The 14,642-nt window shown below is 52.2% G+C and carries 13 protein-coding genes; 8 read left to right on the top strand and 5 right to left on the bottom strand.

Features of this window, described 5'->3' with window-relative positions:
• Nucleotide 1 precedes the first annotated feature (1 nt).
• The 3 genes from ACZ51B_RS03885 to ACZ51B_RS03875 form a co-directional block, all read right to left on the bottom strand.
• Complete coding sequence (locus tag ACZ51B_RS03885; RefSeq protein ID WP_464295920.1) at nt 2-844, bottom strand: hypothetical protein; 843 nt, start codon at nt 842-844, stop codon at nt 2-4.
• Between the two features lie 107 nt (nt 845-951).
• The gene (locus ACZ51B_RS03880) at nt 952-1,704 is read right to left on the bottom strand and encodes a hypothetical protein (protein ID WP_464295919.1); all 753 of its coding nucleotides are present in this window, start codon (nt 1,702-1,704) and stop codon (nt 952-954) included.
• 4 nt (nt 1,705-1,708) lie between these two features.
• Nucleotides 1,709-3,886, bottom strand: a complete 2,178-nt coding sequence (locus tag ACZ51B_RS03875) for a glycosyl hydrolase family 65 domain-containing protein (RefSeq protein WP_464295918.1) — start codon at nt 3,884-3,886, stop codon at nt 1,709-1,711.
• 154 nt (nt 3,887-4,040) lie between these two features.
• On the opposite strand from ACZ51B_RS03875, the gene ACZ51B_RS03870 reads away from it, so the two are divergent.
• The 7 genes from ACZ51B_RS03870 to ACZ51B_RS03840 all read left to right on the top strand — a co-directional run bounded on the left by ACZ51B_RS03870 (nt 4,041) and on the right by ACZ51B_RS03840 (nt 10,473).
• Nucleotides 4,041-4,628: a PEP-CTERM sorting domain-containing protein gene (locus tag ACZ51B_RS03870; protein WP_464295917.1), complete on the top strand. Its 588-nt coding sequence runs from the start codon at nt 4,041-4,043 to the stop codon at nt 4,626-4,628.
• A 61-nt stretch (nt 4,629-4,689) separates the two neighbouring features.
• The gene (locus tag ACZ51B_RS03865; RefSeq protein ID WP_464295916.1) at nt 4,690-5,580 is read left to right on the top strand and encodes a UbiA-like polyprenyltransferase; all 891 of its coding nucleotides are present in this window, start codon (nt 4,690-4,692) and stop codon (nt 5,578-5,580) included.
• Between the two features lie 246 nt (nt 5,581-5,826).
• Nucleotides 5,827-7,170: a hypothetical protein gene (locus tag ACZ51B_RS03860; RefSeq protein WP_464295915.1), complete on the top strand. Its 1,344-nt coding sequence runs from the start codon at nt 5,827-5,829 to the stop codon at nt 7,168-7,170.
• A gap of 99 nt (nt 7,171-7,269) precedes the next feature.
• Nucleotides 7,270-7,713, top strand: coding sequence for a hypothetical protein (locus ACZ51B_RS03855; RefSeq protein WP_464295914.1), 444 nt, complete (start codon nt 7,270-7,272; stop codon nt 7,711-7,713).
• A gap of 150 nt (nt 7,714-7,863) precedes the next feature.
• Complete coding sequence (locus tag ACZ51B_RS03850; RefSeq protein ID WP_464295913.1) at nt 7,864-8,598, top strand: PEP-CTERM sorting domain-containing protein; 735 nt, start codon at nt 7,864-7,866, stop codon at nt 8,596-8,598.
• Between the two features lie 70 nt (nt 8,599-8,668).
• A complete protein-coding gene (locus ACZ51B_RS03845; RefSeq protein WP_464295912.1) occupies nt 8,669-9,301 on the top strand; it encodes a cytochrome P460 family protein in 633 nt (210 codons plus the stop codon).
• A gap of 89 nt (nt 9,302-9,390) precedes the next feature.
• Nucleotides 9,391-10,473 (top strand): serine hydrolase domain-containing protein, encoded by a 1,083-nt coding sequence (locus tag ACZ51B_RS03840; protein ID WP_464295911.1) that lies wholly within the window; start codon nt 9,391-9,393, stop codon nt 10,471-10,473.
• On the opposite strand, the gene ACZ51B_RS03835 is transcribed toward ACZ51B_RS03840, so the two are convergent.
• On the bottom strand, nt 10,465-11,484 hold the full coding sequence (locus ACZ51B_RS03835) for a deoxyguanosinetriphosphate triphosphohydrolase (protein ID WP_464295910.1): 1,020 nt from the start codon (nt 11,482-11,484) through the stop codon (nt 10,465-10,467). The two genes, ACZ51B_RS03840 and ACZ51B_RS03835, sit on opposite strands and share 9 nt — an antisense overlap.
• A gap of 41 nt (nt 11,485-11,525) precedes the next feature.
• On the bottom strand, nt 11,526-12,698 hold the full coding sequence (locus ACZ51B_RS03830; protein ID WP_464295909.1) for a XylR family transcriptional regulator: 1,173 nt from the start codon (nt 12,696-12,698) through the stop codon (nt 11,526-11,528).
• Nucleotides 12,699-12,910: 212 nt separating this feature from the next.
• Between ACZ51B_RS03830 and ACZ51B_RS03825 the strand changes: the two genes are divergently transcribed.
• Entirely contained in the window at nt 12,911-14,629 is a 1,719-nt protein-coding gene (locus ACZ51B_RS03825; protein ID WP_464295908.1) for an alpha-amylase domain-containing protein, read from the top strand.
• Nucleotides 14,630-14,642: the final 13 nt, after the last annotated feature.

Genomic DNA, 14,642 nt, shown 5'->3' with positions numbered 1-14,642 from the left:
GTCATCTTCTTTTGATCAACTTCTTCAAAGAACGGACAATGCCTCGCAATCGTGCTTTAGCGGGGAAGTGATTTGTTGTACCTCTCGAAGTTACCAGCGAATACCCACAGTAGCGCGAGTGTGACCAAAAGGAGCCGAAAGTAGCTGACCGCTTGTACCGCGTATAGACGTGGTTCTCGTCCTGGTACACAACCCAGGTCAGGTGTCGCGCCACCGATTGTTTGGTGGTGGCCCATTTCCTGCCACTCAGTGCATAGACCCAATGGTGCATGATATTGTCGCGAAACTCCCAACACTTCTTCCGACTTACGACGAGGAAGTCTCGGAGATCTTTTCCCCTCATTACCAACATATGAATGCCGCTGGCCTGTTCCCTATAGGTCTCACCTTCAGACAAGACGGGGGCAATCCATGTGTGTGCTTCGGGAAATGTGGACGAGGGTAGATCGCCTTCGTCAAGCTGGATCCCGCAGACAGCAATCTCTGGGTAAGACTCCAATATCTCGACCTGTTCCTGATAGCTTCGTCCACTGGGAAGTTCGAGATCACCATCGGTCAAGACAACGAATGGGGAAGCGGTAATTCGTTCGGCCAAATGTTCGAACACGACCTCGTAAGCATTGTTTGAAATGTTTTTGGAGAAGCTGAAGAGCCCTTGAATCTTCCCCTCGTGAGCGAGTTGTGAGAGGTATTCGTGGAGTTGCGAACCCTCTGGAGATGGATTCTCAATCACGTAGATTTCGAGTCTTGGGTCGCTCAGGAGAGGGTGTAATGTGGTCGATACGAATTCGTAAGACCAAAAGGCCATCACCAAACATAGGAACTTGCTGTCCTTGTCCACCATGGAGAAAATAATTTTCTCTCGTCGCCGTGTTAAGGAACTTTATCTGTCAAAAAAATGAGGCTTAAGGGATGATCTCCATCGCTTAAGCCTCTGCTGGATTGACCTTTTTAGACTCCTACGAGCGCATGACGGTGCTCATAGTGTTCGCTAGCTGCTTGGGTCATGGTCGTGAAGTGCGATCCGCGATCTCTGAAGAACCGAATCGTCTTTCGAAGGTCGTCAGCGCTGTCGAAGTAGTCGCGCAGGCCGAGAGTGATCACCTCGCGATTGAGATTCGCTTCATACAGCGGAACGAGAGCGTCGAAGCCTTTATCAAGGTATCCGTGAACTCCTTCATTTGTGGCGATCGGGAGATGAAGTAGCCGATTGTTACCTTCAACCTTCAAGTCGTCTCGACTGCTGTGGTAAGGCTCATGCGGCGCATCGTCCCAATTCACGAACATACGGTAGTTCGCATCGGGTAGGACGCTGCTGTCCACGAGGATGCCAATCTCTTCGAGATACGGAACGTCGGATGGGAGGAGTGCAAAGGCACCCGCTCTAAATGAAGTCGCCTTGATCATGTGGCTTTTCAAAGTCTCTTTCGCTACGAGAATCACATTCCCGCGCTCTTTAGAATCTTCGATATAGCCACGCTCGTTCTCGAAATTAACCTTCATTCCGATCTCGTGCCAGTTCGGAATCTTGTGAATGAATTCGTGATAGTAGAGGTTCGTGTTTGCGCTCGGATCTTTCATGGAAACATGAACGAGCCAAGTACAAGGGACGAATTCTTCTTCTAACACCTTAATGTAGTCGCCGGTATAACACCGGTCGTGCATTGCACCTTCGCAATCAACGGTCAGGACGACATTTGGCATAGGATCACTCTCCTTGGGTTACAGAAGCGACGGTTCCGCCTTGGGCGGAATGGTTGGCGGTTAGGGTTAAACGCGTGCCTAGAACGGTGAAGTTTTTAAACTTCACAGACTTCCAAGCTTTGGGAAGGTTTGGCTTAACGCTCAATACGGTTCCTTGCAGGAGTTGTTTGGACCACGCCGCTCCTGGTTCCTTCTTGTAGTCTAAACGAAGTCCTAGAAATCCGTACAACAAACTTTGCAAACTTCCACCAGCCCCTGTTGTAAAGTACGCCAGATCCTTGTTTCTTTTCTCGCTAAAGAGCAAAAGACCGTTGTTTGTGAAGGGCTGCCAGCTTGCGTGCCAGGTCTCATAGGCTTTCTCGGTTTCCCCAAGTCGTGCCCAAATGAGGGCGTGAATGGAGTCCGTCATGGCAGGGCCGTTCTTGATCACCTTGTCTGCAAACCTCTCCATCATCACCTTGGCCTGCTTCTCTGCGGGAGGGTATTGAAGCGGGTAGATACTGAGGACCGCCGCAGCCTGCTTATAACCCTTGAAGAGGTCACCGTCATAAGTCAGGAAGCACTTGTCATCTTTGGGCAGGTAGTAGGTCGGTTTTTCGGCCCACTTGTGATCGTTGAGCAGCCACTCGGCAAGGAGGTTGGTGTAGAGGTCGTTATCTCCCGTGTGGTTCTCGTCCGGGCTCATCGTGTTTTTGATTTCTAGGCCACGGGCGGTTTTCTCGGATCGGTAATCGTAGAAGGTCAGCTTGTATGGCGAAGTTGGAGGCTTCAAAAGGCCAAGGGATGCGGCTTGGTATCTCGACCAGAGCACGTCACCTGTGATATGGTCTTCGAACTTTGACGGCCCGATGACCGTTTCCTTTCCGGTTACACTCGATTCCCACGGATATTTTGAGCCAAACAATAGTCGCTTTGGGACGTAGTGACCCATGCTATTACCGTTGCCCACTGGCCGATTCTCGTTATCGATCCACGTTCTGAAATTGGCATAGGCAACCCGATCACGGTCTAACCGATACTGAGGAACAGCCGTCGCTGCCTCGGGGTTAATAAGCGACAAAGCAGGGAAGACCCACATGTCTGCGTCCCAGAACACGTGCCCATTGTATTGCGTGTCGCTTAGCGCAAAGGGACTGATCGACATGCCACCTTTGGGATGAATAGAAGACTGAAGGTAGAACATGAACGAGCGGACTGCCTGCTGGTCTTCCACAGGGCCGTCGATTTCTATGTCAGTTTTCCATCGCTTAGCCCAGCCATCGACCGATGCTTTGCGAACCTCCGCAAATGCGTAAGGCTTGGGGGCCAGCTTCTGGAGCATGTTCACGTTCTTGACAGTGAACTCTGGGAGCGGAGTTTTGCTTCGCGCGCCAAACGAAAGCACTCGTTCAAAGCTGACTGGGGTTCCGGCTTTGGCTGTTCCTTCCTGAACACGCACTCCATCGACCTGTCCTAAAGCGCCTGGATCTGCTCCGGCAACCTTCCAAGTCATGGCAACCAGTCGGCGTTTGGACGCACTGATCGTGATTCCACTCTTCTCGTCTCCTCCTAGAGGTTGCTGGGCGTCTTCAGGTCCTGCGTAATCCAAGGTGCGAATCGCGAACGGTGAATCCTTCTTCGTCTCAATTTTCCAACTCTGAGCAAACACTCTCTCATCTGGGTGGATGACCGTCTCAGAACTAATCTTTACTTCGCCTGCCTCGCTGGTGTCCTGAGTCCACTGAGTCGTAAGAACCCCGGTCTTCATGTCCAGCTTTTGGGAAAAGTCCTTTCCTTTGCGTGGGTCAAGGGGTGTGCCCCCCGATTTCATGAAGTCGTGATCTTTCTGACCGTTGTAGAGTTTGTTGCCAACAGAGATCGCAACGAGCGCGGGATTGGGCATTCGAATGATCTTCTCCTCACCCGTTTGCTCGTACTCGTCAATCATAAAGAACCCCAGCGGCTTGCCTTCGTTGTCGAGGCCGCCACCGGTCTTGGCAATTCGAATTCCTATCAAACCATTGGAAAGATAGGCTGGAGCACCGCCTTCCGCATCAAGTGTCGTCAGTATCCAAGGGTCGGCCGGTGCCTTGGGAGCAGGTCCCTTGGATCCTCCCTTGGTTGAAGTCGAAGTGTCTTTGTTGGAACCGCATCCGACAATTCCGACCGCTAAGAAAACGAGTGCCATGCCCCAAGCGCGCATGGAAACAGCGTACCTGCCAGCGGGAAAGACTACTTGTCACGATAAAGGGGCTAAGTTGTCACGTTAGGGGCAACTAGATGTGGGGGAGGACTGCCAAGCTGTCCATATTGGTTCGCCGAATTCCGCGGCTTACTGTGTTTCAGGAGAGATCAAAATGTTTTTAATCAAATCGCGAGCCATCCAGGTGGCATTCGTTTCAGCAACCGTTCTCATGGTTTCGTCTGCCTCGGCAACCAGCATGACTTACGTGATTAAGGGAATCGGGAGCGGAGTTTTCCACGGCCAGACTTTCACTCGCACGGCGTTCTCGTTCACTTCAGTTGCAGATTCAGCAGGAATTACAAACCCTATGTCCGGCTTCTACCAAGTGATGAATCAGTCGTCAGTCGTTGCCGTTAATGGGCTAGGATCTGGAGCGTTTACAAACGCAACGGAGACGATCGTGGACCAGACAAATTCTAGCTTCGCTGGCTTAAGTGACGTGACTCAGAATCGTTTGGTAATGAGCGTACAGAATTCTGCCCTTTCCACCTACGACCTCTCCACAGCGGTTGGACCTTTGGGCGGACAGTCTGGACTCAACTTCAGCCTGATCAACCCGACAACAGCGGGCGACTTCACGCTCACCTCATTCCCAGCAGACAGCACGTTTGAGGCATTCGTGACACCAGTTCCAGAGCCAGCAACGATGGCTGCTCTTGGACTCGGACTCGCAGCCTTCCTGCGCAAGCGAAAGGCCTAACAGGCCCTCACCTGGAATAGCCCCATTCTGTTCCCGGGCTATTCCAGTACACTTTTAACCTATGGCTACCGCCGAACGAGGCGTGCGTGCTTTTCGCACTTACCTCGAAATGATCAAGTTCGAGCACTCTATCTTTGCCTTACCCTTTGCCATGATTGGCATGATGTGGGGCTCGAAATCCGTCTCCAACTCCGCATGGCCAGGCTGGGCGACCTTCGGCTGGATCATCCTAGCGATGGTGAGCTGTCGGAGCGCTGCTATGGCGTTCAATCGCATCGCGGATCGGGACATCGACGGAATCAATCCGAGAACAAAAACACGGGCCATACCCGCAGGGCTACTAGAGCTTCGCCAGGTGAATCTCTTCTTGGTCCTGAGCTGCGTGCTCTTCGTGGTTGCGGCGGCAATGCTGAACCGTCTCACGCTGATTCTAAGCCCAGTTGCGCTTTTCGTGACGCTGGCCTACTCCACCACCAAACGTTTCACACCTCTCTGTCACTTTGTGCTTGGCTTTTCTCTCGGGATGGCCCCAGCTGCTGCCTGGATTGCAAGTACGGGAAAGGTCGACCTTCCCATCATCGCAACATGTCTCGGTGTAATGCTCTGGACTGCCGGCTTCGACATCATCTACTCACTTCAGGACGAAGAGTTCGACCGCGCGAATGGTCTTCGATCACTCCCAGAGACCTTAGGAAAATCCGAGGCCCTGATGGTTTCAAGAATCAGCCACTTCTTCGCCATCATCGCTCTCACTGCTGGAGGATTACTGGTCTCTGCCGGCCCGATCTTTTTTGTCGGTGTGCTGTTCGCTGCAGCGCTTTTGGTGTACGAACAGAGCCTAGTGAAACCTACGGATTTGAGCAAGGTAAACATGGCGTTCTTTACACTAAATGGATTTGTCAGCATTGGCGTGTTTGTATTTGCGCTTCTGGACTTGCTTTTTAGGAAGTAGAAGATTTCGCTAGATTCTTGATCAATTCGATTTGTGTAAGATCCTGTTATTTTCACCTGAATTCGAACTTGTCAGCTGTCATTTTTGATAGTTATTTGTACGCGAAAACGACAAGTTCATTTATGCAGGCATATACACTAGGTTTTGAAACTTGTACTTTGCTGCGACTTGATTCTTGTTGCGGCAGGCCCGGGTTGCAACATGGCCCATAGAAACCGGTAACGTGAACTGCTCGGGAGTTCTCATATGGTTTCACTCATCCTAGGTCTCTGGCTAAAAGCGAGTCTTGAAGTCTCCAATTTCGAAGCCGGACAAGTGGTCCGATACCCGATGGTTATCCTTCGTGGCACTTGTCCTGGTACAGACATCATCACAGGGACTTCGTGGAAAAAGATGACCCGGTTCCCCACGAAAGACGAGAAGTTTGTAGCCACAGTTGAGTTGCAGCCAGGGAAGAATATGGTGCTTCTCAAGTCTGCCAATCAGTTGGTCAAGTTCAGATTGGACTACAAACCGATGACGACGCCCTACAAAGTGCGCTCGGTCTATCTCGCTTCTGCGGATGAGACCACGGACTACGATGCGCCTCCTGGAGTCAAGGCCAACATGTACGGCGAGAAGCTGGACACTACGCTGAAAATGCTGCAGGGCTTTACGGCAGACGCCATGAAGCGCGGCGGCTATGACAGAAAGACGTTCGCTTTGGAGTTCGACAAGAACGGCAAAGTAAAGGTCAATGTGGTGCGCTCACCCAAGACGGGTGCCGAGCTACGAAAACTTCCGGATCAGGAACTGTACGCGCATTTCAATGACATTCTGTCAAAGCAGTTCAATTACAGCATCGACAAGTGTTGCGCCATCATGTCCTTCAGTCGGTATGACAAAGCGACCAAGAAAGCGCAAGGTCATACAGCTTTGGGAGGCGGTGGACTCGGACTTTTCGGCGGGCTCTGCATGGTAAGTTGGCCAACGTCCATCAACGAGATCCCAACCGTCTTCGCCAACCCAACTCCAATCGACGACACGGTTCAGCTAGACGACAGCGCCTTTCGATCCACGGTTTGGGGACTTGCTGCCACTACCATGGGTGCGGTGATGCACGAGATGGGACACACGTTTGGGCTGCCACATGCGACAGACCCCGAATGCATCATGTCGCGAGGGTTTGATCACATCAATCGGGCGTTCAGCCTCGTAGAACCGCCAACTAAGGGCAAGACGGAGCCATTCCTGTTCACGGACGAACAGGTCTCGCATTATTCAAAGTTCTTCGCCGCGCGGCTCAACTGGCACGCCTGGTTCCAGCCCGACGGACTGGAAGGGAAGACCTTCCCATCGATAGCCCCAACTATCAAAGCCACCGACAATGCAGATGAAATCGTGATCAGCTCACCCAACAACCTACGAGTTGTCGGAGCGGAGTGGGACGACAAACCGAGTTTCTTCCTGGAGATGAACGAAGGATCGAAAAAGCAGGTTTCACTCTCGAAGAAAGAGTTGATCGCAAAGGTCGGCAACAACAAGGTGTCGGTCTATGCGATGGATGAATATGGGAATGAGGCTCACTTGGAAATAAGGGCCATTCCATAACTCGATTCGCTTTTCATAAGTAGAAATACGAGGAAATGCTGAAGTTTTCGCTTCGTCCCTGCCGACAATTCTCGGTAACCCGTAAAGGAGGAACACGAAATGTCTATTTCAGCTACAAGTGGCTTTTCCAGCAGTGCGATGTATGAATCGCCTATGGCCAAAGCCAGCGCAAACCAAAGTTCGCCGTTCGCAAAGTTGGCACAGTCAGACCCTGCACTCGCTAAGAAGTTGCAAGGCTTCTCGGACCAGCTAACAAAGATGAAGCAGCAGGGCGCGAGTTCTGACCAAATTCAGAAGACACTCCAAGATGACTTCTCTCAACTCACCGCATCCGAGTTGAGCGAGTTGAAGACCACGATGGGCGGTGCCCAGACAAGTGACGCCCAAAGCCTGACTGGTGCAACAGGAAAGAAGCACCACAAGCATCTTAAAGCCGGTGGAAGTGACGACCAGTCCTCGCCATCTACAGCCAGCTCCATTATCAGTGGGCGCCCGATCGAGAACCCAGCAGTTGCTGGTCTAGCTTCTTTACTCGGTGAATAATTCATTCCTGGACACTTACTTCGATCCATCGAAGTAGTGAGGGAACCAAGCGCGAGAGCACGAATGCTCTCGCGCTTTTTCGTGACTAAAACACCTATCGATAGTCCTGCGACACATGCTAAAATCGCACCGTTAGGAGGGATATTGATTATGTTCTCAAAAGGAACTTTAACTGCGTTGGCGCTCTGCGCTACTGCTTTGGGCAATGCAGGTGTCTATTACGGATTTGACTACAACTCTTGGGGCACGGTGCCACTTACGGTTCACCCAAATCACGATGCAGCAAAAGCATCGTTTCTAGGTGCGGTTTCTACCTACGGTGTTGATGACCTCGAAGCGCTTTCCACTGGAGCACAAGCCAGTTCATCACTTCACTTCGGCGCAGCTGCTAATGGTTCTATGACCACCGGCACTGGGCCAGGCGTGAATGAGGCTCAAATCCGAAATACTTCTGAGTACGATGCTTTCGCATTTTCCGGGAAGAACTTTTTCCTCGGTCTAGGCGATCCCGGCGTAACGCTTCTCACGATCAAGCTCGATCGAAAAGTCACCGCAGTTGGATTCTCCATCAGCGATGAAGCCGACTGGGGGCAGTCGAGCAACCCAGGTCATGAAGTTGTTCTAAATAACGGGGAGGTGTATTCGCTCACACCCAATAAGCCATATAACATCTCAAGCGGGTCGGTCTCGTTCTGGGGTGTTACAAGCGCTACGCCTTTTGACAGTTTTTCCATTCGATACCCATCGAACGGAATCGGTACAGGCACCAATGCAGATGCACTTGGCATCGATGACATCATCGTCGCCAACCCTGTTCCAGAGCCAATGACGATGGCAGCTCTCGGTTTAGGCGTATTGGCGCTCGTTCGACGACGCAAAGCCTGATCTAGGTGGGTGGGATTCCTCCCACCCACTTTCCTCGAAACCCAAGATATTCCCAAACGTCGTAGGCGATATGACGCGATACAAGTGGTTTAGTGTGATGTTGGTGCTCGGCGCAGTGTTTGCAAATGGAACACCACCAACCGAGTCGTTGGATTTCACGAAGTGGAAGCGTGTTACAAGTCAGCCTTATCCCATGGCACCCCTTGCGGCGACTTCATGTATTCAAGTTCTGTGCGAGCACCGTGGTCCCAACGTGCCTCCACGTGGTAGCTCCAAGGCTGGGCTTCAAGAAATACCTGTGTCGGAACAAGTGATTGTCGCCCCTGGAAAGACCCAAACGGTTCCCTTCGGCACGCGTTGGTGTCACGTTTACGTAAACCCGATTGGATTAAAGGCTTTCACTAGTAGTGCACCCGATCTGCCTGCAGGGTCCGTTGTTGTAAAGAGCAAACTGAAGACTCCACTGGACAAAACTCCAGAGCTATCGACCGTAATGATCAAGCACGAGAAAGGTTATTCGGCAAAATCGAGAGACTGGGAATACGCGATTTTGGACGCGAGCGGGCGAAGAATCAAATCAGATACAGACCACTGCGTCTCATGCCATCAAGATGCCTACAAAACTGGCGGGTCCATGCTGTTTAGGACGTATCTGAAACAACACAACGGAAAGATTCAGCGCGGCACTGGTTCGAGCTACTGAACCTTGTCCTTATTCAATTTTCTAGTGCTCGCGAACTAACCAAGTACCCACGCCTCTCTCAGAAGGTAAAGACTGAGAGAGGCGAAGTCGTGTTGAGTAAGGCAGTGCAGCTGGTTCAGGAAGCAATCGCGAATGGGGTTTTCCCAGGGGCATGCTTTGCCGTGTTTGACCAAGGAGTTCTTCACACTCATGCGCTGGGTCGCCAAACTTACTGTCCCGAGTCTCCCGAAGTGAACGTTGACACCCTCTGGGATCTTGCCTCTGTTTCAAAGGTAGTCGGCACCACAACGGCCGCTATGCTTCTATACGAAGATGACCGACTCAAGCTGGACCAACCCATCAGCGAACTGCTCCCAGAGTTTGGACAAAATGGGAAGGAAAGCATCACGGTCCAAAACCTGCTCGTGCACGATAGCGGACTCGTCGCCTTTAGGCCCTATCACAAGCGGTACACAAAGTCAGAAGCGGTCCTTCATGCCATTTATTCGGAGGGGCTGGAGTATCCAACAGGCTCCAAGAGCGTCTACAGCGATTTAAGCATGATCGTTCTTGGAAAGGCGATTGAAAAACTAACAGAGCTTCCGCTAGACCAGTACTTGCAAGAACGAGTCTTTCAGCCCCTCGGAATGAACTCAACTCTCTTCTCGCCAGGCGAGTTATGGGCAAAGTGTGCACCCACCGAAGTGGTAGAGGAGTGGCGCAAAGTCCTTCGTAAGCTGCGCTATGGATTAGTTGGCTCCCGCACGAAGTTCGGAGCAGATCCTGAGTTCATCCAAGGTGAAGTCCACGACCCAACGGCCACTGTTCTGGGAGGTGTTGCAGGGCACGCCGGCCTCTTCTCAGCGATCGGTGACCTGAGCAAGTTCATGCAGAGGCTCACTAACGCCGAGATCGTGAATCGTGAGACGCTCGCGCTCTTCACAAGGCGTCAAAACAAACAGAGTAGCCGTGCTCTTGGCTGGGATACCAAGAGCGAAAAGAGTAGCTCAGGCAATCACTTTGGACCGTTATCCTACGGACACACCGGATACACGGGAACCTCTATCTGGTGCGACCCAGAGGCCAACCGCTTCGTGATCCTGCTAAGCAATCGAGTGCATCCAACAAGTGACAACACGAAAATTATCGAGTTCCGACCCATCTTTCACGATGCAGTCATCGAGTCACTGTAGCTTCCACACACTGGGCAGCTTGAGTTTCGCGTATGTGTCGATCGCAAACCGATCCGTCATCCCAGCAATGTAGTCAATCGCGCCCTGAACACCCTCGTACCCTTCGGGTAAGTTTCCTGGCTCAATGAAGTGCACAAATAGCTCTTTCACCATGTTCTGTGCTTTGGTGATGTCTGGATAGAGGACCGGGTACAGCAGATAGACATTCTCAAACAGCCACTCTTTCAGGTCGTTCATGTCTTTCATCAGCTTTGGGGAAAGCCGAATCGCAGGTTGGTCCATGCTGTTTACGATGATGTCCTCCACCATCTTGCCGATCCGTTTTCCGTGGCTCGCGCCGAGGTCCGAGAACATAGCGGGGATCTCTTGGATCATTCCACTTCGCAAAGCGTCGTCAAGGTCGTGGTTGAGATACGCCACTCGGTCGCTGATACGCACCACGGCTGCCTCAAGAGTCGAAGTAGGCTCGCCGTCGTGCGAGCTGAGATCATTCCGCCCCTTGCTGTGCCCATCAATTCCAGCTCGCGTCTCTTGAGTCAGGTTGAGCTTTGCCAATACATCCACAATCCGAAGTGACTGCTCGTAGTGCTTGAAACCGGATGGACCACTCGGAGCGTTCAACTCCTGGATCGCATCATCCAAAGCTCGCTCACCCGCGTGGCCAAAAGGCGTGTGGCCGACATCGTGCCCAAGGGCAATCGCTTCGATGAGGTCCTCATTCAAGCGAAGTGCTCTCCCAATCGTCCGTGCTACTTGCGCCACTTCCAGCGTGTGCGTCAACCGCGTTCGGTAGTGGTCTCCTGTCGGATCAATGAAGACCTGTGTCTTGTGTTTCAATCTTCGAAAAGGCTTTGAGTGGAGCACTCGATCTCGGTCTCGTTGGTATACGGTCCGGATTGGATCCTGGGCTTCATCTACCAACCGCCCGGCGCTCTCCGCGGACTTGGCCGCAAAAGGGGATAGCAACTGACATTCCCGTTGCTCTGTTAAAAGGCGTACTTGGTGGGACACTACTTGTAAAGACGAAGAAGCACACGGGCATGATGCCTGAACTAGATGAAACTTCGGCGGCGATACTCGGCTGGAGTCACGCCCATCAGCTCCCCAAACACCACGTGGAGTCGGTTAACACTCCCGAAGCCACTCCTTTTCGCGATGACATCCAATGGAGCTTCTGATTCCAAAAGCAAACGGCAAGCTGTCTCCACTCGAACACGGTGGATCTCGTCTAAGGGCGTTCTTCCTAAATGAACCTGAAAGAGTGTCTCCATTGTTCGCCGACTGATGGGAAGTTGCGAGGCAACATCGTCGACTCGGAGTGGTTTTAGAGCATTTGTGCGGATGTAGTGAATGGCATGCGCAAGGTCAGGATCACGGATGGCGAGTGTGTTGGTCGACTGCCTTTCAATGACTCGCAAAGGCGCTAAGAGCCGTGGATCCATCGGAGTTGAAACACCCCGCATGAGCCGATCCAGAGTGGAGGCCGCTTCAAATCCAATCTTGGAAGATGGGGTTGAAATACTGGAGATCGGTGGATAACCCATATTCACAAGATAGGGATCGTCATCCACACCGATAACAGCGACCTGCTCCGGCACGAGCAGTTGTGCTGATCGGCACGTTTCCGTAATGTCCAGCGCCCTCTCGTCATTGTCCGCAAAGATGCCGATCGGCTTTGGAAGGGAATCGAGCCACCTTTCCAATCCGGGGTTCGAGATTCCTACGGTTGTAGGTGCCGCTTTGGGGAACTCCTCAAGGTAATGCTCAAAGACTTCTACGCGGTATCCGAATCGCTCCAGCACTCTGGCGTAACCCCGAAAGCGATCTGATGAGTAACGCAGAGACAGCGACCCAAAGAATCCAAATTCTTGAAATCCAAGGTTCAGCAAGTACTCTGCAGCCATCGCCCCCACAGACTCATCGTCAACAGACACCCGGGGCATGCGACTGTCGCTAGGTGTCCAGTTGGCTATATCGACCATGGGCTTGTTAAGCTGATGGAGCTCATGAGCGAGCTCCTCGGTATGGATAAACGCGATCACACCATCCGGATCCCACTGTTTCAACGTGGGTACTAGCTCCAACTTTGGATTAATACAATGGCAGAGCCAGCCCTTGTCCAAAGTTGCGAAGGCATGAATTCCGTTGAGCACCCCATGGTTAAAGCCAACCAGCCTTTCCATCAGCACGGCAATGCGCTTTAGAGTTGTGACGCGGCGTTGCATCTAGTACTGAATCTTAGTGCAATTACGCAAAACGAGATAACTCTTTCGCAAACCAAGATTCTGGAACTCTGCGCGAAGACCCCGTATTGTTACCATGAAATCCACTCGTGATCACCGGCCCAGAACTGGGCTGCAAGTATCGGTGGAGAAATATGAAGACCCAAAGATGTCGCTTCATGACAAAGATCGCAATTGGCGCCTTTGTCCTTACAATGTCCGCACTTTCAGGCGCGAACGTTCTTATGCAAGGTTTTTACTGGGACGTGCCGTCGCCAGCAGCAGGGAACAGTTCTGCTCCATGGTGGTGGGACAACTTGGCCAGCAAAGCAAACAGCCTCCGAAGCGCAGGTTTCACCGGAATTTGGATTCCCCCTGTCCTTAAAGGAGCTGCCGGAGGTTATTCAGATGGCTATGATCCCTTCGACGACTACGACATGGGTTCCAAGAACCAAATGTGGACCTATCCCACTCGCTATGGCAACCGAGAGCAGTTGGAAAGATGTTGCGCGATGCTTCGAGCTAACAACCTAGAAATCTATGCTGATATCGTGGACAACCACCGAAATGGCGACGACGGCTACTACAATTTTCACTACGTTGATGCCTATGGCAATGCGAACTCAGGTCGATTCCAGAAGGGCCAGTGGGACTTCCATCCCAACGTCCCCCAAGATCCCAACGTTTTCGATTCTGGCGAGAGTTTTAGCTTGTTCGGTCGAGACTTGGCACCCATCAACGGAGCATCGGGTTGGGTCTACAATGGCCTGATTGACGCGGGCGATTGGCAAACAAAAGCCCTGGATTTGCAGGGATACCGACTGGACTACGTCAAAGGCATTTCCACTGACTGGTTAAAACCATTCCTAAACTCCAAAGCGATGGCAGGGAAGTTTGCAGTCGGCGAGTTCTTCGATAGCAACCTCAGCAACGTTCAGTATTGGGTCTCAAACATGATGCAGGGACGCGCAAGCGCCTTCGATTTCCCCCTCCGAGACAAGTTGAAGAACATGTGCAACTCGCCAACGTCGTTCGACATGAACACGTTGGACCACGCAGGTCTCGCAGGAGTTGACCCCACACACTCCGTCACCTTTGTAGAAAACCACGACACGGATCGCAGCGACCCAATCGTTCAAAACAAAGCGATGGCCTATGCTTATACGCTGACCTCAGAAGGCTATCCAAGCGTCTTCTACAAGGACTACAGCCTAGACGCCGGTTGCTATGGCATGAAGACCACGATCGACAATCTGGTGTGGATTCACGAGAAGATAGCCAGCGGCACTACCCAGCAGCGGTGGAAGAACAACCAGATCTTTGTGTATGAGCGCATGGGTGGCTCGCATCTCTTGGTTGGCCTCAACAACGTTCAAAGCTACTGGTCCACCATCACTTGCGCAACCGGATTTGGAGCCAATGTCCACCTCCACGACTACACGGGCCACGCAGGCGACGTCTGGACTGATGGAAGTGGCAACGCCACCATAGGTATCCCCCCAGGAAGCGGCGGCGGCGGATATGTTTGCTACGCGCCAGTTGGAATCAGTGGTGGCTTCAGCAACACGCAGCAGGCGACGACGCAGGAATACGCAGGAGCGCAAGACCTCGACATCAAACCTGCTGACAACACAACCCCTGTGCAAGTCTGCCGCGTATATTCGGATGCAGGGAAGGCCGTGAGCTGCGCGTTCTACTACGACATCACGAACTGGACTGCGAGCACGAGCATCAAAGTAGACATCCTCAAGCCTGATGGCACAGTGGCAGCGACCAGAACCTACACCAGTAGCACTGCCCAGGGTGCAACTGTCTCGGCAACTGCAGCAACCAAAGACTACTACACCTTCCGGGTGCAATCTTTCAATACACCATCAGGGAATCTGAAGCCGAAATATTGGCTCAAGGCAACCTACACAGCCCCGCAGACATAGCCTCAAGGGGGCG

The organism is Fimbriimonas sp. LA-C6 (assembly GCF_055398105.1).
The sequence above is the reverse complement of the archived record's forward strand: the minus strand, read 5'-3'. Positions and strand labels throughout refer to the sequence as shown.